The sequence below is a fragment of the Allomuricauda ruestringensis DSM 13258 genome (genome assembly GCF_000224085.1).
GTDB classification, from domain to species: Bacteria; Bacteroidota; Bacteroidia; order Flavobacteriales; family Flavobacteriaceae; genus Flagellimonas; species Flagellimonas ruestringensis.
Genome location: NC_015945.1, coordinates 660,678 through 679,224 on the forward strand (window position 1 = coordinate 660,678; position 18,547 = coordinate 679,224).

14 protein-coding genes are annotated in these 18,547 nt (G+C 41.9%); 3 read left to right on the top strand and 11 right to left on the bottom strand.

Going from position 1 to position 18,547, the window contains the following annotated elements:
* Positions 1-26: 26 nt before the first annotated feature.
* Genes MURRU_RS03000 through MURRU_RS03015 form a run of 4 tightly spaced genes read right to left on the bottom strand, consistent with a single transcriptional unit; the run spans position 27 to position 4,790 of the window.
* Positions 27-1,271 (bottom strand): NAD(P)/FAD-dependent oxidoreductase, encoded by a 1,245-nt coding sequence (locus tag MURRU_RS03000; RefSeq protein ID WP_014031941.1) that lies wholly within the window; start codon positions 1,269-1,271, stop codon positions 27-29.
* A 15-nt stretch (positions 1,272-1,286) separates the two neighbouring features.
* Positions 1,287-2,294 (bottom strand): 4-hydroxyproline epimerase, encoded by a 1,008-nt coding sequence (locus MURRU_RS03005; protein WP_014031942.1) that lies wholly within the window; start codon positions 2,292-2,294, stop codon positions 1,287-1,289.
* Positions 2,295-2,346: 52 nt separating this feature from the next.
* Complete coding sequence (locus MURRU_RS03010) at positions 2,347-3,870, bottom strand: aldehyde dehydrogenase (NADP(+)) (RefSeq protein WP_014031943.1); 1,524 nt, start codon at positions 3,868-3,870, stop codon at positions 2,347-2,349.
* Positions 3,867-4,790, bottom strand: coding sequence for a dihydrodipicolinate synthase family protein (locus MURRU_RS03015; protein ID WP_014031944.1), 924 nt, complete (start codon positions 4,788-4,790; stop codon positions 3,867-3,869). The genes MURRU_RS03010 and MURRU_RS03015 overlap by 4 nt, the downstream gene beginning before the upstream one ends.
* A 132-nt stretch (positions 4,791-4,922) precedes the next feature.
* Here MURRU_RS03015 and MURRU_RS03020 point away from each other — a divergent pair, with 132 nt between their 5' ends.
* Positions 4,923-5,765, top strand: coding sequence for an AraC family transcriptional regulator (locus MURRU_RS03020; RefSeq protein WP_014031945.1), 843 nt, complete (start codon positions 4,923-4,925; stop codon positions 5,763-5,765).
* A 163-nt stretch (positions 5,766-5,928) separates the two neighbouring features.
* On the opposite strand, the gene MURRU_RS03025 is transcribed toward MURRU_RS03020, so the two are convergent.
* Both MURRU_RS03025 and MURRU_RS03030 read right to left on the bottom strand, forming a co-directional pair.
* Complete coding sequence (locus MURRU_RS03025) at positions 5,929-7,527, bottom strand: RagB/SusD family nutrient uptake outer membrane protein (protein ID WP_014031946.1); 1,599 nt, start codon at positions 7,525-7,527, stop codon at positions 5,929-5,931.
* Positions 7,528-7,539: 12 nt separating this feature from the next.
* Positions 7,540-10,536, bottom strand: a complete 2,997-nt coding sequence (locus MURRU_RS03030; protein WP_014031947.1) for a SusC/RagA family TonB-linked outer membrane protein — start codon at positions 10,534-10,536, stop codon at positions 7,540-7,542.
* 387 nt (positions 10,537-10,923) lie between these two features.
* Here MURRU_RS03030 and MURRU_RS03035 point away from each other — a divergent pair, with 387 nt between their 5' ends.
* Positions 10,924-12,294, top strand: coding sequence for an exonuclease domain-containing protein (locus MURRU_RS03035; protein ID WP_014031948.1), 1,371 nt, complete (start codon positions 10,924-10,926; stop codon positions 12,292-12,294).
* Between the two features lie 12 nt (positions 12,295-12,306).
* On the opposite strand, the gene MURRU_RS03040 is transcribed toward MURRU_RS03035, so the two are convergent.
* From MURRU_RS03040 to MURRU_RS03050, 3 genes are all read right to left on the bottom strand, one after another.
* Positions 12,307-13,083, bottom strand: a complete 777-nt coding sequence (locus MURRU_RS03040) for an aldose epimerase family protein (RefSeq protein WP_014031949.1) — start codon at positions 13,081-13,083, stop codon at positions 12,307-12,309.
* Entirely contained in the window at positions 13,083-14,381 is a 1,299-nt protein-coding gene (locus MURRU_RS03045; protein WP_014031950.1) for a M20/M25/M40 family metallo-hydrolase, read from the bottom strand. The genes MURRU_RS03040 and MURRU_RS03045 overlap by 1 nt, the downstream gene beginning before the upstream one ends.
* Positions 14,382-14,445: 64 nt before the next feature.
* Positions 14,446-15,687: an ABC transporter permease gene (locus MURRU_RS03050; RefSeq protein ID WP_014031951.1), complete on the bottom strand. Its 1,242-nt coding sequence runs from the start codon at positions 15,685-15,687 to the stop codon at positions 14,446-14,448.
* Between the two features lie 3 nt (positions 15,688-15,690).
* On the opposite strand from MURRU_RS03050, the gene MURRU_RS03055 reads away from it, so the two are divergent.
* On the top strand, positions 15,691-16,914 hold the full coding sequence (locus MURRU_RS03055; RefSeq protein ID WP_014031952.1) for an exo-beta-N-acetylmuramidase NamZ family protein: 1,224 nt from the start codon (positions 15,691-15,693) through the stop codon (positions 16,912-16,914).
* Between the two features lie 130 nt (positions 16,915-17,044).
* Here the strand turns inward: MURRU_RS03055 and MURRU_RS03060 are convergent, their stop codons facing one another.
* Together MURRU_RS03060 and MURRU_RS03065 are read right to left on the bottom strand one after the other, a co-directional pair.
* Complete coding sequence (locus MURRU_RS03060) at positions 17,045-17,893, bottom strand: sterol desaturase family protein (protein WP_014031953.1); 849 nt, start codon at positions 17,891-17,893, stop codon at positions 17,045-17,047.
* 21 nt (positions 17,894-17,914) lie between these two features.
* Positions 17,915-18,409, bottom strand: coding sequence for a YkgJ family cysteine cluster protein (locus MURRU_RS03065; RefSeq protein WP_014031954.1), 495 nt, complete (start codon positions 18,407-18,409; stop codon positions 17,915-17,917).
* Between the last annotated feature and the right edge of the window lie 138 nt (positions 18,410-18,547).

Here is an 18,547-nt window from a genome sequence, read left to right on the forward strand (position 1 = left end):
ATGTCGTATTGATATTGTGGATTTGGTTATTTGAACCTGTCCGGTGAAAAGAGTTCGAGGTTTACCATGGTTTTCTCCTTGGCTATTTCCTGCGCTACTAACTTTCCGGTCACAGGTCCCAAGCTCCAACCCATCATGGCATGACCTGCGGCAATGGTCAAATTTTGGTATTTAGAGGTTTTGCCAATATAAGGCAAGCCATCAGGGGACACAGGCCTGAGCCCCGATGTGGCCTTGTTTAACTCGTCAGCCTGTATTTCTATATCCCGATAGTGGGCCTTAACGGCCTTCGCCAAGGCTTCAACCCTTTCTTTTTTGATAGTATTGTTGTTACCAGAAAACTCCATGGTTCCCGCAAAACGGGTAAAACCATCCATAGGGGTTATAGCCATTCTGGCATCTACCAAAATAGTGGGTAACGTAATGCCCGTAGGCCTGTTCACATCCATGCTGTACCCTTTTCCACCTTGAATAGGGATCTTCAATCCTAATGAAGAAGCCAGTTTTGAGGTCCAGCTACCACTGGCCAAAACAAATTCATCGGCCTCAAAAATGGAGTCCTGAGTTTTTAAGGATACTATTTTTTCCTCCTTTACGGTAAAACCCTCAACCTTTTCACCCAACTTAAATTGCACTCCATGTGCTTGCAGCCATTCCTTTAGTTGCTGCATAAAGTGGTTCGGGGTCATGTGGGCATCACATTGGTAATGTACCGCTCCTTTTACCTCATCTGAAAGTACCGGTTGGATTTCTTGCAGCTTTTCCTTGGAAAGTATGGAAACCTCAAGTCCTTCCCTTATGGCCTGTTCGGCGACTTCCCGCTCTTCATGTTCTGCTTTATCGGTACAATAAGCCATCAGCACCCCTTTTCTTTTGTAATGAAAATCAAAATCGTGGGAAGCCAACAGCTCTTCGTACAAACTTCTGCTCTTCAGGTTGAGTTCCTTGAGTACCGGAAGTGCTTTTTTGACCTTGGATGCTGTTGCAGATTTTTTAAAAAGCAGGGCCCATTTGAAAAACTCCATGTCCCATCTGGGTTTTATATAGAAAGGACTGGAACTGTTGAGCATCCATTTAAGCCCTTGGGTAATGATTCCCGGTGCGGCCAATGGAATAAAATGGCTCGGAGTGATATATCCTGCATTAATAAAGGAGGCTCCACTGGTCATATCGGTTTGGTCCAATATTGTAACATCATACCCTTCCTTTACCAAATAGTAAGCACTACAAAGGCCGGAGATTCCTCCCCCTACAACAATCACTTTCTTCATTTTGGAAAAATCTATTTACAATACTTGGAACCCATGGGCATAAGGGTCGTCATCATCTATGATGATGTTATTGTACCCGGTAACTTGGGCCCATCCTTGGATGCTGGGCACAATAGCTTTTTTGTCCCCCAATGTTGTTTCTTTCTCAATCCTTCCAACAAACTTGCTTCCAATAAAGCTTTCATGAATAAAAGGTTCACTTGATTTCAATTTTCCTTTGGCGTACAATTGGGCCATGCGAGCAGAGGTTCCCGTACCACATGGGGAACGGTCTATGGCCTTGTCCCCATAAAAAACGGCATTTCTTCCTGAAGATGTTGGGTCGATTGGGTCTCCTGTCCAGAGCATGTGGCTTACATCCCTAATGGTGCTATCCTCTGGATGCACAAACATGTCAGGGTATTTTTCATTGATTCGTTTTCGTACTACTTGGGAGTAATGTATAATCTGGCCTGCCGTAAAATTATGCACGCCCTTAAAGTTTTCCTGAGGGTCCACAATGGCATAATAATTTCCCCCGTAGGCGACATCAAAAGTAATCTCACCCAGTTCCGGGCATTCCACCGTCAAATTTTCGGCGGCCAGATAGGATTTTACATTGACCAATCGGACCCAATCCACCTTCTTTCCAGTTTGCTGGTATTCAATTTCCACTAATCCCGCAGGAGCTTCCATTCTGATTTTTCCGGGTGTTTTGGGAACAATTAAGCCCTCTTCAATGGCCACGGTAATGGTTCCGATGGTCCCGTGTCCGCACATGGGCAAACAACCAGAAGTCTCGATGAAGAGAATGGCAAAATCATTTTCGGGTTCATGAGGTGGGAGCAAAATGCTCCCACTCATCATATCATGTCCCCGGGGCTCAAACATTAACCCTTTTCTAATCCAGTCAAATTCCTTTAGGAAATGCTGTCTTTTTTCACTCATGTTGGCCCCCACTAAATTGGGGCCGCCCCCTGCCACAACCCTTACCGGATTCCCACAGGTATGGGCATCAACACAAAAAAAAGTTTTTCTTGCCACTCGTTGTCTTTAAAACTGACACATTTTTTTTATAAATCACTGCCTGTATACCTTACCCCTTTAGGTGGTCGGGCAACAGATTTTTGGGGAAAGACTGATAGCTTACAGGCCTTACCCATCTTTTAATGGCGTGTGTACCCACGGCAGTAAAACGGGAATCCGTAGATGCAGGATATGGCCCACCATGTTGCATGGACGGACAAACTTCCACTCCTGTGGGAACACCATTGTAAATAATTCTACCTACTCGGTTTTGAAGGGCGTCCACCATTTCCATCAAGTCAAGGGAATCACTTTCTTCCGCAATAAGGGTTCCAGTCAGCTGTCCTTCCAGTCCTTCTATGATTTGCAAAAGCTCTGCTTCATCCTTGCATTGGACCACCATGGAAAAAGGTCCGAAAACCTCTTGGTGCAGTTTGGGATTGGCCAAAAATTCGGTGCCCGATACTGTTGCAACCACTGAAGCTGCATAATTGGGCTCCAATTCCCCTTCTACCTTACCAACAACTTCTACTCCCGATTGTGAAGTTACATCGGCACCTTTTTTCTCATATCCGCTTTTAATGTTGGGGTGCAACATGCACTGAGGGTCCAAAGCAATGGTCTCTTTTGCCAATTCTTTGACAAAATCTTGGGTGTTTTCGCTTTTTACGGTCAACAACAAACCTGGATTGGTACAGAATTGACCTGTTCCCAAGGTAATGGATCCTGCATAGGTCTTGGCAATTTCATTCCCCCTTTTGGAAAGGGCACTGGGAGTGATGATAACCGGGTTGACACTTCCCATTTCCGCAAATACGGGAATAGGCTCTTCTCTTTTTGCAGCAATATCAAACAGCGCTCTTCCTCCTGTGATGCTTCCTGTAAAACCAACCGCTTTTATCTTGGGATGATTTACTAGGTCTACTCCTGCCTGAATACCTCCATTGATACTGGAGAACACTCCTTTTGGCATTCCGGTTTTCTCTGCAGCCTTTACAATGGCAGAGGCCACCAATTCCGAAGTTCCGGCATGCATGGGGTGCGATTTAACAATTACGGGGCAACCTGCCGCTAAAGCACTAGCTGTATCGCCTCCTGCAGTGGAATAGGCCAATGGAAAATTACTGGCTCCGAATACGGCCACTGGCCCCAAGGGAATCATCGTTTTTCTCAAATCATCTTTTGGCAATGGTTTCCTATCCGGTTGGGCTGCATCAAAGGTGTTTTCCCTCCAATCGTCATTGGCAACTAGTTCAGCAAAGGACCTTAACTGGTTCATTGTACGTCCTCTTTCTCCCTTTGCCCTTCCTTCGGGAAGCCCGGACTCTGTAACGTACATATCTACCAACTCTTGGTCCAGCGCCAAAATTTCATCGGCAATGGCATTCAAGAAAGCTGCTCTTTGCTTGCCTGATACTTTTCGATAAACTTTAAAGGCATTCCATGCCGAGATAGCAGCCTCTTCAATTTCTTCTTTTGTGGCCTCCACAAAAGTTGTTGGGTTTTCAATGTTCAGTTTGGGATCCATTGTTTTGAATTCAACGTTTCCCTTAGCGCTAAAATCTCCTGCTATACAGTTTTTTCCTGTAATCATACTTCACTTTTTAGGTTTTTATATTCCGGGAGTACTGGTCTGTTTTTCATGGCATCGTCGATAACCTTGATCACTCTTTCCCTTTCTTTTCCTTGCAAGGGCAATCTTGGTGCCCTGACATGTTCGGTCCCTATTCCGGTAGCCACTTCGGCCAATTTGATGTTCTGCACCAATTGCGGGCTTATGTCCAACTCCAACAAAGGCATGAACCATCGGTATATTTCCAGGGCTTTGTTGATTTTGCCAGCTTTTACCAATTCGTAGATGGCAACGGTCTCTGCCGGATATGCACAGACCAGCCCGGCCACCCATCCGTCCGCTCCTATCACCAAACTTTCCAAGCCCAGTGTATCCACTCCCGTAAAGACCTTTAAGCGGTCACCGAAGCGGTTCTTCAATCGAATCACATTTGTGATGTCCCTTGTGGATTCCTTGATGGCCTGAACATTCCCACATTCCAATAACTCCTCCATCATGTCCAAAGTTACCTCAATTTTATAATCCACCGGGTTATTATAGATCATTATGGGAAGCGATGTGCTGTTTGCTATGGCCTTGAAATACACTACTGTTTCATGATCGGTTGCCTTATAACGCATGGGAGGCAACACCATAAGTCCTTTAGCGCCCAATTTTTCTGCATTTTGTGCCACGGCTATGGCTTCTTTGGTACTCTGCTCTGCAATATTGATAATTACAGGAACCTTATGACCTACAATTTCCAAGGCGGTCTTGATCAAGGTTTCTTTTTCCTCTTTGGCCAAAGTGCTTGCTTCACCCAGAGTGCCACCCAAAATGATTCCGTGTACTCCAGCTTCAACTTGAGCCCTAATATTTTTTTCAAACATGGCAAGGTCCAATTCGTCCTCACTTGTAAATTTCGTTGTTACAGCAGGCATAACGCCTTCCCAATGTATCATAATGCTTAGTATTTTGATTACAAAAATAAAATACAACAAGCCAAGAATCGGTCTATTTATTAGCTCGTTGTGATACTATATTGACCCAAATTATTGACCAAGGACGATTTTTTAATGATATTTGTATAAAAAATGAAAGTTCTCCCATTCAAAATACCCAAACCCAAAGATGAAGCCTTGGTCTACCAAATAGACCGGGAACGGGTTTTTTATGACCAGCTTCATCAACATGCAGAAATTCAGATAAGTTATATTGCCAAAGGTTCCGGGTCTTTGATTGTGGGCGACTCTATTAGTGATTACAGGGAAGGGGATATCTTGGTTATTGGAGGGTATGTGCCCCATGCCTTTAAAAGTGATGTCTCCGCATCACCAAAATCGCTTATGTACACCTTGTTTTTTGACATTAATTCTTTTGGCAAGGAATTCTTTCGTATTACAGACCTTTCGTCAACTAAAGAGTTTTTTAAAAAATCGGAGCTTGGAATGCGAGTGATTTCCAATACAGAAATCATTATTGAAGAGTTCAACAAATTAAAGACGCAGAACAAAGTGGAGCAAATTGCCACGCTTTTGATCATAATCAGCCATATAATGCAATCAGAAACTGAACCCTTGTCTTCCTTTGTATATAGAAAGTCGTTCTCTGATGATGAAGGAAAACGGATGAACGATGTGTTCAAATATGCCATGGACAGGTTTCACGAGCCCATTAACCTTGATGAGGTGGCAGATGTAGCCAATATGAGCAAAAATGCTTTTTGTAGGTATTTTAAGAAGCGAACGAACAAGACTTTTTTCCAATTCTTGATCGAGATACGGATAGAAAATGCCTGCAAGCTTATTTTAAACAACCCAGAACTTGCCATTTCCATGATTTCCGATCAATGTGGTTTCAACAATATTGCGAATTTTAATAGAAAATTTAAAGAATTGAAGGGTTGTTCCCCCACACAATTTCGGTCCCAGTTTTAATTTGTCCCTTATCCCATAAGGAAAAAGAGCGTGGATTTCTTTCTTCATGAAATTTACACAACCCATTAAAATATAAAAGCGGATGGTGACCCATCCGCTTTTTCACTAAACTACAAACTCAAATAATCACTAAATAAGAATATGTTTGAATCGTATTTTTAATTTAATATCCAGGATTCTGGCTTAGATTGGTATTGGTATTCAATTCTTCCAAACCTATTGGAAACAATGTTGTATGTTCTCCTTGCGGTGTGTGGTTATACCAGTTTTTTGTCTGGTACACACCAAATCGGATCATATCGGATCTTCTTCTTGCCTCTGCGGCAAATTCCCAACCCAATTCATCCAAAAAACGACCGTAGGGCACCGCTGATTGATCTCCTGGATCATCAATGGTTCCATCTTCGGCCAAAGTACCGTACTCTACTGTGGTGTCACCTTCCAATTCAGCTCCGGTAACTGTTGCTTGGGCAGGGTCCTCAAAGGAACGCATACGTACTTCGGTCACAATGGCTGCTGCTTCATCGCTCTTATTGGTTCTAAGGAGAGCTTCGGCCTTCATCATGAGTACATCGGTATATCGTAAGAAAGGAAAATCTACACTGAGTCCTCCTGTTGCTCCTGATTCTATCTCATATTTTCCACATCGGAAACCATCGGTAAAATCACAATCATAAATACTTGGCATTTCTTTTCTCAAGGTCATTACCACACTACCATCCGACGCGTTCAATTGGTCCCCCATCAACCAAGTATCTTCCAAACGGTTGTCGTTTGGATTATAACTATCTATAAATTGTGGGTTACAGCTAGATCCTCCCCATGGTTGGGCCTGCATATCAAAAACCAGTCGGTGATCGGGCAAAAGCATTTTCATGTGTGCGTTCCATTGTCCTGCAAAAATTTGATCGTAGGGTATGGCAAACACCATTTCTGGATTAGTTTCATTTTCTGTTTTGAAAATGTCTGAATAACTAGGTGACAATTCAAATGCAGTGCTGTTGATGATTTCGTTACAAGCTTCTATAACCTTGCTCCATTGCGGGGTTCCGGTGTACACCTCAGCATTGAGATATACCCTTGCCAATACGTGATAAGCTGCCCACTTGGTCATACGACCATAGGTAGATTGATCAACGGTTTCTGTTAAACTGGGTATAACCTCGGTCAATTCAGATACTATAAAGTTATATACCTCGGCACGTTCGCTCTGTACCGGAAGTTCATCGCTATAGCTTGCAATAATTGGTACATTTCCGTGGGTGTCCACCAACATGGAATAGTATAGGGCCCTCAACGCCCTCATTTCGGCAACGATGGATGCTGCTTGCTCCTCACTAACGGGAAGTTCTCCCGATTCTATCTGAAGTATTACCCTATTGGCACTATTGATTCCATTAAAACAGGTAATCCATGTGTTTCTTGGCTGCCATTGGGTCTCTGTCCATTCATGGAAATGCATTCTTTTGTAGGTACCTCCATCATCCCATCCGTTGGGTCTTGTTGGGGTTACAAACATATCACCAGGCTCTTCCTGTAGATCAAAGTATCCCTGCCACCCCATTACAAAACGCATGGGTGTGTAGGCCGAGGCCATTACCGAAATTATATCCGACTCGGATGGCGTGAACGAAGACTCGGTTACTTCCGAGTACACTTCCTCTTCCAAATCGGTACATCCTATCGGCAGCAGTACTAGGCCGACAAGGAGTGTCAATAATTTTACTTTAAGTGAAATCACTTTGTTCGTTATATTTTTCATAATCTTATTTTTTTAGAATGTGAAGTTGATACCCAATGTAAATGTCCTTGTTGAAGGGTATTTATCCCTCTCGTCATTACCAGGGGACAATCCATTTCTGTTCACTTCAGGGTCTATCCCCTTATACCCTGTTATAGTAGCTAGGTTTAGACCTGATGCATAAATGCGGAAGCTCTGGGCAAACTTAATGGCATCTTTTGGCAAGGTGTAGCCCAAGGTAACGTTGTCTATCTTCAAGAAATCCCCATCTTCCACATAATAACTCACAAATCGCTGCACATCTTGCAATACGGCTTTGCCGTACACCATATCGTAAGCAGAATCCAAGGTATTGTAGCTTATTGTTGGGTTTTCATAGAACATCCGAGAGAAATTCAATATCTGATAGTCCAACGCGCCTCTTAAGTTGACCATCAAATCCCAGTTCTTGTACCTTACCGTATTGTTCCAACTGTAATATGCCTTTGGCAGTCCGTTACCCAATACTTGTCTGTCATCGTTTGTGGCTTCGGTGGCTGGAACCAAAGATCCATCCGGTCTTTCTATGACCCAAATACCGTCATCGGTAATGTCAACACTTTTTAGACCATAGAAATTACCAATTGGCTGTCCTTCTTGCACACGGTGCGTACTAATTTGAATAGGTTCACCGGTGTAGCCTTCATCAAAGAAATCATTGGTCAACTGGAATTCATCATTGGAAAGTGACATAATTTCGTTGGTGTTTGTAGAATATGTCAAGTTAGCGGTCCACTCAAAATTATCTGTTTGGAACGGAGTTACATTCAACAAAAATTCTACACCGGTATTCTTGATTTGTGCAACGTTGGCGGCAATGGTACCGAAAAAGTATGGAGGTGTTGGCACACTATAATTGAACAAAGCATCCTTTGTAGTTCTGTTATAATAATCAACAGATCCATTGATTCGTCCATCAAGAACACCAAAATCCAATCCCAGGTTAAACTCTTCCTTTTTCTCCCAACGTAAATTTGTATTGGCATTACGTGAAGGTATCAGTTGCCTTACCCATTGTCCGTTATTCAAGAAATAATCTCCGTAGGTAAGTCCGCTCAATGATTGATAATTGGAACCTGCATTGATTCCGGTAACCCCAAAACCAGTCCTTAACTTTAGGTTGGAAAGCCAATCCCAGTTTTCTGCAAAGGATTCTTGGTTTACACGCCATCCCACTGAAACACCTGGAAAATTACCCCATTTATAATCCTCACCAAATCGAGAGGAACCTTCACGGCGCAAACTTGCCATTAACAAATAGCGATCATCATAATTATAAGTGACCCTAGAGAAGAACGCAATCAATTTATCAGAATTCTTGTAGCTGCCCATTCCGGCCTCACCCAATTGAAGTCCTTGTCCGCTACCAAGGTTGTTATAAGTAAAGCCATCTGTTGGAAAACGGCGGTTTGTGGCCCAAAAGCCTTCGTTGGTATTATCTTCATAGTTGTAACCTACCAAACCTGTTACTTTGTGTTTTCCGAAACTATTGTCGTAATCCACGGTAAACTGGCCATAATTGCCTACATAATCATCCGTTCCCCTAGAAGCAAATCCCTCTTGTCCGTTTTTTGTGGTAGAAACATGATCCTTGGTTTGGTAAAACCCTCTAATATTTGAATTTCCTTTACGGGTATATAATCCCTTAACGGTAACATGATCTCCAAAATCATAACTCAAGGAAAAGTCGAATCTGGTGTTTCTATACCTGTTTTGGCCTATGGTTTCTTCAATATAGGCAACAGGGTTATCGTAGAAATATACATCCCTTTCGTACCAGCTTCCATCTTCATTGTATACTGGCTCAGTAGGATTCCTAATAATAGCCTGTCTGTATATGTATGGATTAAAGCTAACCCCATCACCCAAAGCATTATATGTTTGTTCGCTTAAAATCACCCCAACATTGGCCTTTAAACGATTATCGAACATCGCGTGGTTTACACTTACTCTGGCTGTGTGTTTTTTATTGTCCGATTTCTGAAAAATACCTTCTATATCTCGATAGTTCAATGAAGCTGTCATATTGGAAGTTGAGTTCCCTCCCCTGAAAATAAGGTTGTGTACTTGGCTAAAGGCATCTCTGGTAATTTGATCTACCCAATCTGTATTTGCGCCAAAATCCTGTAGGTTGGCCCCATTAAAGGTGTATCCCTCTTCAAATTTCTGTCTTAGTTCTCCTGCATCCAAAAAGTTCATTCGGTTGGCTATGGTAGAAAGTGAAGCATACCCATTGTATTCAATGGTTGATTTCATATCATTTGTTCCTTTCTTTGTTGTGATGATGATCACACCATTGGTGCCCCGGGTACCATATATTGCCGTAGCGGAACCGTCCTTAAGCACATCAATGGATTCGATATCCTCGGGTGCCACGGTATTTAAACTCCCAGGAACCCCATCGACCAAAACCAAGGGGTTGGTTCCACCCAAAATTGAAGATGTACCCCTTAAATTAATCTGTGTGCCTTCGGTCGGGTCGCCCGAGGGGGCCGATACCGACAGACCTGCAACTTTACCCTGAATAAGCTGTGCGGCATCCTTTACGTTACCCTGCACAAAATCCTCCGATTTTACCGTTGCCACCGAACTGGTTACATCGGCACGTTTTTGGGTACCGTAACCTATTACCACTACTTCGGAAAGCTGCTGGAGGTCTTCCTTCAGTACCACATTTATAGTAGATTTTCCTTGTACCGGTATTTCCTGGCTTAAAAAACCTAAATAGGAAAACACCAATACCGCATCGGATTGCGAGGTGGTAATTTCATAATTTCCATCAAAATCGCTGGCAGTACCATTGGTGGTATTCTTTTCCAATACCGATACACCTGCAATAGGTATCCCCTGCTCATCTGTGATGCTACCCGTAACCGTCTGTTGGGAAAACCCAGCTTGCGCCATGAAAACGCAGAGCAAGGACAAAACAATTTGTTTTTTTAAACGATTGGTTCCCAGACATTCTTTAAATAAAAAGCTAGCCAATTTCATAATACATTTTAATTTGTTTAGTTAATTCTCCAAGTAAAAAACCATTGCTCAACATCGTTAATGTTTTATTAAAGATTAATAAGCGTTAATTTCACACTTGTAAATGTAAACTTATGTATTAGAAGATTTCTGGAAATATTATCCGGTTTTGATATTATATTGACCAATCAAGGCTATTTTACTTGTCATAATCGACTTAATCCTATCAATACACCTATATTAAGTATAATTTACACACTTGTTTCTAAGGGATTGTTATTATTAAAAATTGGAAAGACACCCTTTTTACCTTCCATATAATCCTATCCTAAAAAAGAAACACATCATTCCCCCAACTCAAATTAAGTGCAGATAAAACCCTAACTTTAAAAGCCAATTTTTTAGACTTTGTACACCATAATTGACATAGAAACCACAGGTAACGGAATCAAGGGAAATAAGATTACCGAAATCTCTATTTTTAAATATGATGGTAACCAAGTCGTGGATGAATTCACTTCACTGGTAAACCCTCAATGTCCCATTCCCTATTTTATAACCGGACTTACAGGAATTGACGACCAAATGGTGCAAAATGCACCTACCTTCCCTGAAATTGCAGATACCGTACAATTCATTACGGAGGGTTGTATTTTTGTGGCCCACTCTGTTAATTTTGATTATGGTGTGATCAAAGAGGAGTTTCGACAAATTGGTGTTGATTTTACTCGTAAAAAGCTCTGTACGGTACGTTTATCCCGTAAGTTGATTCCCGGTCTACGTTCTTACAGTCTGGGAAAGCTGTGTTCTGCGGTTCAAATTCCCTTGGTGGATCGCCACCGTGCTCGGGGAGATGCGCATGCCACAGTGCTTTTGTTTGAAAAGCTTTTGAAAAAACCTGAATCGGAAGTGGTTTTTAAAAAGTTTTTGAATGCCCGAAGTCAAGAGGCCACCCTTCCGCCCCATCTGCCCAAATCTGTTTTTGAGAATATTCCCCAAAAACCCGGTATCTATTATTTTATGAACCAAAAAGGGGAAATTATATATGTGGGAAAGGCCATCAACTTAAAAAAAAGGGTGTTGGGCCATTTTTACGACAAGAGCCGCAAAGAAATCCAAATGTGCAGCGAAACGGCCAATATTGACTTTAAGTTGGCAGGCAGCGAATTAGTGGCCCTATTGATGGAATCCGCAGAAATAAAAAGATTGTTCCCACCATACAACCGTGCGCAAAAAAGAACTGGAAGGCAATACGCCATTTTCGCCTACGAAGACCGAAATGGAATTATGCACCTTGCCTACAATACCATTAAAGGGGTTCCCAACCCGTTAAAAGTGATTCATAACCCAACAGAGTGCCGAACATATTTGGAAGAAGTCTGCAAAAGCTTTTCGCTCTGCCCAAGATATTGCCATTTACAACAGACCAACGCGGCTTGTTCCCATCATGAGATAAATACCTGCGAAGGTATTTGTAGGGGCGATGAAAATCCTGAAGATTACAACCAAAAGGTTGAAGAAGCGATTGCGACCATGAAGCTATTGACTTCGGAGGTTCGAATCATCAAGGAAAAAGGCAGGGATGAAAACGAAAGTGCCGTGGTTTTGATTGCGGACGGTATCTACAAAGGTTTTGGCTTTATTGATACTGATATTCAAATTTCCAACCTAGAAGATGTAGAGGCCTTTATAACTCCACAAAAACATACCGTGGAAACCGAAAGTATTCTCACCCAATACTTTTTAAAACAGGACAAAAGCCAAGTATTGGCACCATAAATTAAGGGAAAGCTAAGCTTCTGGTTTCAGAGTAACTTTAAATTCGGCCGTCTCCTCCAACTTTTGAAATCCTTTATGCAATTGAGTTTGATTTACGGCATAGGGATAAAATGATATGGGTTCAATGCAGACCATATTCCGCACCTCTGTCCAGCACATAAAATTCCCAAAACCTTCGGTTTCAATAGTGATTTGTTTCTCATCCTTTAGTGTTATGGAAGTGCAATCTGCCACTTGAAGCGCCCGACTCCCAACTTCCAAAACCTCATCCAATGTAATCTCTTTGTCCTCGGCCACAATCATTGGCGATTTTGAATACAGTTTAAAAGCAGGATGATACCCTAACATAAAAGGCATCCCTTCTTCTCCTGAAACTTTAAAATGAACTTCCAGCCCATCATCGGTCAACAAAAAGGATTTCTCAAACCTAAAATCGTAAGGCCATGATAAAACCGCTTCGGTAGATTTTTCTGGAAATTTTGAATTGGAAACTTCAGTTCCCGAGCGGTATTGCTTTACAAAAACGGCAGAAGTATCGGTTTGGTGCTCCAACTCGTATTCCATTTGGCGCAAAAGTCCGTGTTGGTCTTGAATTGCTTCCCCTTTTGGTGTCTTTACACGAAAATCAGACTCGTTTACTGGGCCGATTATAGGGAACATTTCTGTATCGGCACTGTCCCACCCTGGGCTTCCTTTTTGGTGAATAAATTCGTGTCCGTTTACTTCATAACCCACAAGTTCCCCCGCATCAATCTTTACTACGGAAGTATTTGTTTTTAGTGTTACCATTATTTGGTGTTTATCAATCGGTAAATCAAAATGGCAGTACGTTTTGTCAAAGCTTCAATGGTATTCAAGTTAACGGTTTCCTGAGGGGTATGTGCCCCAGAGCCCATAGTACCCAATCCGTCCAAGCCATCCACATAATTGGCTACAAATGAAATATCGGCAGCCCCCCTTTTTCCTGGATCGTAAGCCAAGACTTCGCCTTGTTTTAAATCCAAACTTACTTCGTTTAGTGTACTCAACAATGCACGATTTCCTTCTGTAGGTCCCATGGCAGGGTAGCTATCCGTAAAACTAATACTTGCTGAAGTTTGCGGAAGATTATTGGCTATGATTTCCCTCATTTTGGCTCTAGCACGTTCTTTTTGCTCTTCGGATATAAATCGAAGTCCACCTTTAACCACAGCTTTTTGAGCAACCACATTGGTTTTTCCGAAGGCATCACCCTTGCTGGTCAGTTCATCATAATTCACAAAAGTTCCACCAAGCAGTACACCTGGATTAAAGGTTAGCAAATCCTCCCCTTTCGCATCAGTATAAAATTGATGGAGGATTCGGGACATTTCAAAAATGGCACCTGCCCCTGTATTTTCACTAAAAACACCAGAGGAATGTGCACGTTTGCCCTCAACTTCAACTGCCCATCCCGAGGACCCCCTTCTGGCAACAGTGGCATAGTTGAAGCCTGTGGAAGTTTCAAATCCCAAGGCAACATCGCTTCGCTTTGCAGCATCAATCAAATCTTTTCTACTGATGGACAAAGGTTTACCTGTACTCTCTTCATCCCCAGTAAAGGCTACAATAATCTGTGCATCATCCAATAGACCATTGTCCGACAATGCTTTTAAGGCATACAGCACAATTACATCGCCGCCTTTCATATCGTTGCCACCCGGAGCATGGGCGATACTGTCGTTAACCATTTCAAAAGTTTGAAACGGACTATCTTCTTCAAAAACGGTATCCAAATGACCAATAAGCAATAGTTTTTTTCCTTTTGAACCCGAGGTTTCCGCAAATAAGTGACCTGAGCGATTCATTTCGGCGGGCATTTCTATCCACTTGGTCTCAAATCCGATATTGTCAAAGGCATCTTTAAAAACCATGCCCACTTTTTTAACGCCTTCGGCATTAAGGGTACCGCTATTGATGTTCACTACCTTTTCCAGAAAATCAATCGCATCAGAATTGTTTTTTTCGATGGCGGAAACAATCTTTTTTTCGGTTCTGGAAAGTTTTTGTGCAGATATAGATGCAGTTAAAAGTAAAGCAAATAATGTGGAATAATATTTAAATGTCATGGTGGGTTATTTTGTTCCACAAGTTATCAATTTAGATTGAAAAGCCCACACGAGAAAATAGCCTCTATTCGAATTGAATGGCTTTTACCGGTGTTATTTTAGTGATGATGTACGATGGCACCAAAAGCATCAATAAACAAAGTAACATTACTCCTATATTCAAAAGTAAGATGGTTGCCACATCCATGTGCACGGGAATATATTCGATATAATATTCCTCGGGGTTCGGGAATTTGAACATACGGTACTTGTTCTGAAGAAATATGAGTCCCAGACCTATGAGGTTGCCCCAAAAAAGTCCAATGGCAATCAAATAGGCCGCGTTGTACAAAAAGACTTTTCGGATACTCCAATTGGCAGACCCCAGTGCTTTTAAAATTCCTATCATTTGGGTTCGCTCTAGAATCAAGACCAACAAAGCTGTGATCATGTTGATACCGCCAACAATGATCATAATGCCAATGATCAGGGCAATATTAAAATCAAAAAGGCCTATCCATTCAAAAATGCGGTAGTATTTGCTTTTGATGTTTTGGGTATCTAAAACGGATACCGTTTTACCGTAGATTTCGTTGCTTTTTTCTTCCAATTGGTCAAAATCATCAAGAAAAACCTCAAAATTGCCAATTTGGTTTTCTTCCCATTTGTTCATCCGTTGGATGTGGCGGATATCTACAAACACATAGGTTTCATCAAACTCCTCAAAACCGCTATCATAAATACCAACAATCTTAAACCTCCTATTGTTGGGCATTTTGGAAGCATCACCATCCCGAAGAAAAAAGGAGAAAAAGGTATCGTCAACTTTTAACCGTAATCTATTGGCCATTAAACTAGATATGAGCACCTCCTCGTTTAGTTTGCCGCCATAATCGGGCAATCTGCCCTCGACTAGATATTCTTTAAAGGTGTTCCAATCGTAATCGGTGCCCACGCCTTTGGCCAACATACCTTCAAAAGTATCGGCCGTTCGGATAATCCCACCTTTGGTGGCCACAGCCTGTACGTGACTCACCCCCTCCACATTTTTAAATTCTGGGTAAAAATCCTGATTAATGGAAATCGGTATTAAAGAAACCTCGGAATTATTATTATCGAAATTGGAAATCTGAATATGACCGTTGAATGCGGCAACTTTTTCCCGAATTTTATTTTTTAGGCCCACACCGGTGGCTATGGCAATTAGCATCATTACCACACCGATGGCAATCGCAGCGATTGCAATTTTTATTATCGGGGCGGAAATACTAATTTTATGTTCCTTCCCTGTAACCAGGCGTTTGGCAATAAATAACTCTAAATTCAACGAATGCCCATTTTATCTAAGATCAAAAGTACAGTTTTATTGTTGTTTTTGGTGTTTTCATCATGCAAGGGACAACAAAAAGAAGCTATTTCTGCTTCAGAACCCTCAACCGAAGCACCTGCTCCCATTAAAGCGGCAGCGAACCGAACTAAAATTTACCTACCTCTTTTAAAAGGAAAAAAAGTGGGCGTAGTAGCCAATCCCACTAGTGTTGTTTTCAACGAAAAAGGGCATACGCATTTGGTGGACTCCCTACTTTCCTCTAGTGTTGATGTAAAGCAAGTTTTTGCCCCCGAACACGGGTTTCGAGGTACAGCGGATGCGGGGGAACATGTTAAAGATGGCGTGGATACCCAAACCGGCCTACCCATTATTTCACTCTACGGCAAAAATCGTAAACCATCCAAAGAGCAGTTGAGCGAACTGGATGTTATTATTTTTGACATTCAGGATGTGGGGGTCCGATTCTATACATTTATTGCCTCGTTGCAACTGGTGATGGAAGCCTGTGCCGAAAATGACATGCCCATTATTGTTTTGGACAGACCCAATCCCAACGGACATTATGTAGATGGCCCTACCATGATGAAAGAACACACCAGTTACTTGGGGATGAACACGATTCCGTTGGTCTACGGGATGACCATGGGCGAATACGCAAAAATGCTCAACGGAGAAGGATGGTTGGAAAATGGCAACAAAGCTGATTTAACGGTTATTGAACTGGAAAACTACACCCATGATTCCGAATACCACTTACCCATCCGACCTTCCCCAAACCTCCCGAACGACGTTTCCGTAAACTTATACCCTAGTTTGGGACTGTTTGAAGGCACCAACGTGAACGCCGGGCGTGGTACCGAATTCCAGTTTCAACGTTATGGGGCATCGTTTATGGATAGCACGGTGTATGATTTCAGCTATGTTCCCGAACCCAACTTTGGTTCTAAGTATCCGAAAGAAGAGGACAAAACCTGTTTTGGTCGTGACCTCTCCAAAACCCCAAGAATGAACGAGGTGACCATGCAATGGGTGATTGATGCCTACAACAACACTTTGGATAAGTCCAAATTCTTTTTAACGGATGGTTTTACTAAACATGCGGGGACTCCCTTACTTCAACAACAAATTGAAGATGGAATGACGAACGAAGAAATCAAAGCCACTTGGCAAGATGATTTGGAAATCTTTAAAAAAATACGAGCGAAATACTTGATTTACGATTGATTTAAACGTTAACACGCCTGCCTGCCGCTAGGCAAGAATTACTCAAATTTTCTCGAATACTGCATTTGTCACATCGAGCGCAGTCGAGATGTCTTAAAAAGTAAAGTTTTCTCAATAGATGCAAAGCATCTTATTCTGAAATGACCTCTTGACCTTCTGTGGTCGGCCTCCGATATTTATGAAAAGGTTGTTTTAGCAAACCTTTGATACTGCTGTTTTCCTTTTCATCTGGAAAGGTATCCACTCCATACACAATATCTTTTAAGTCCATCGACATGTAAGTACCAAATAGTCTATCCCAAATGGAAAAAATGTTTCCGTAGTTGGAGTCGGTATAAGGTAACTGATAATGATGGTGCACTTTGTGCATATCGGGGCTTACAATAATCCAACTGATAACATTGTCCACTTTTTTGGGCAAGCGAATATTGGCATGGTTGAACTGTGAGAACACCACGGACAAGCTTTGATACAACATAATGATGCCAATGGGCGCCCCAATAAGTATAACACCTGCCAAAGTAAACGCATAGCGTATCAAACTTTCCAATGGATGATGCCTGTTGGCTGTTGTTGTATCCACATTATGATCGGAATGGTGCACCAAATGTACCATCCATAAAGGTTTTACTTTGTGTTCCACCCAATGGGCCGTGTATGCACCTATCAAATCCAAAAGCATCACCCCGAGTAAAACATAAAGCCACAAAGGCATTTCTGGCAACCAATTAATGATGCCAAATTGGTTTTCCACCGCCCAATCCGACGATTTTAACAATAAAAAAGCCAGCGGAAAATTGATTAGAATTGTAGTGAGCGTGAAGAAAAAATTAGGAACGGAATGTTTCCATTTTTTATAAGGAGCATTGAACAAGGGCAAAATACCTTCCAAAATCCAGAAAAAAGTAATACCGCCCACCAAAATCAGGCTACGGTGCCAAGAGGGAATGGTCTCGAAATAAGAAATCAGTTGCTCCATTCTTTCAAATATAGCAAATCATTAAAATTTTATGGATTTTTTCATCTCCTCCACAATATTATAAGCTGCGGGACAAATTGCTACATTTTTTAAGGTAAGGTTGGTTATCTGTTGGAACTTTTTCCTATCCGTATGCGGAAATTCGCGGCAGGCTTTGGGCCGAACATCGTAAATAGAACAGTAATTATCGGCCCCTAAAAAAGTACAAGGAACAGCTTGAAGCACATAGTCGTTTTCTTCATCAACCCTTAAATATTCATCTATAAACTGGGAGGGCTTCATCCTAAAATATTTAGAAATCCTGTTAATATCAGCATTGGTGAACAACGGACCCGTAGTTTTGCAACAATTGGCACAGGTGAGGCAATCCATGCGTTCAAATTCCGCTTCGTGCAGTTCCTGCATCGTATAATCCAGGTTTTTGGGAGGACGCTTTTTTAACTTGGCAAAAAACTTTTTGTTTTCAGAATGCTTCTCCTTGGCCCTTTGGGGCAATTCTTCCAAAATTTCATCCATAACAAAACAAATATTTCTTATCTATAATGCACCAAAGCTCTTTTAAAACGTCATACTGAACTTGTTTCAGCATCCCATAACCAATAGCACTCAATGCTTTATGATGAGACCCTGAGATGAGCTCAGGGTGACGTATTT

Bases quoted from the DNA above. Each gene is read 5' to 3' on its own strand.
- MURRU_RS03025 (WP_014031946.1), bottom strand. From the start codon at position 7,527: ATGAAAAATATAACGAACAAAGTGATTTCACTTAAAGTAAAATTATTG.
- MURRU_RS03065 (WP_014031954.1), bottom strand. From the start codon at position 18,409: ATGGATGAAATTTTGGAAGAATTGCCCCAAAGGGCCAAGGAGAAGCAT.
- MURRU_RS03015 (WP_014031944.1), bottom strand. From the start codon at position 4,790: ATGATACATTGGGAAGGCGTTATGCCTGCTGTAACAACGAAATTTACA.
- MURRU_RS03045 (WP_014031950.1), bottom strand. From the start codon at position 14,381: ATGACATTTAAATATTATTCCACATTATTTGCTTTACTTTTAACTGCA.
- MURRU_RS03020 (WP_014031945.1), top strand. From the start codon at position 4,923: ATGAAAGTTCTCCCATTCAAAATACCCAAACCCAAAGATGAAGCCTTG.
- MURRU_RS03010 (WP_014031943.1), bottom strand. From the start codon at position 3,870: ATGATTACAGGAAAAAACTGTATAGCAGGAGATTTTAGCGCTAAGGGA.
- MURRU_RS03040 (WP_014031949.1), bottom strand. From the start codon at position 13,083: ATGGTAACACTAAAAACAAATACTTCCGTAGTAAAGATTGATGCGGGG.
- MURRU_RS03055 (WP_014031952.1), top strand. From the start codon at position 15,691: ATGCCCATTTTATCTAAGATCAAAAGTACAGTTTTATTGTTGTTTTTG.
- MURRU_RS03000 (WP_014031941.1), bottom strand. From the start codon at position 1,271: ATGAAGAAAGTGATTGTTGTAGGGGGAGGAATCTCCGGCCTTTGTAGT.
- MURRU_RS03030 (WP_014031947.1), bottom strand. From the start codon at position 10,536: ATGAAATTGGCTAGCTTTTTATTTAAAGAATGTCTGGGAACCAATCGT.
- MURRU_RS03060 (WP_014031953.1), bottom strand. From the start codon at position 17,893: ATGGAGCAACTGATTTCTTATTTCGAGACCATTCCCTCTTGGCACCGT.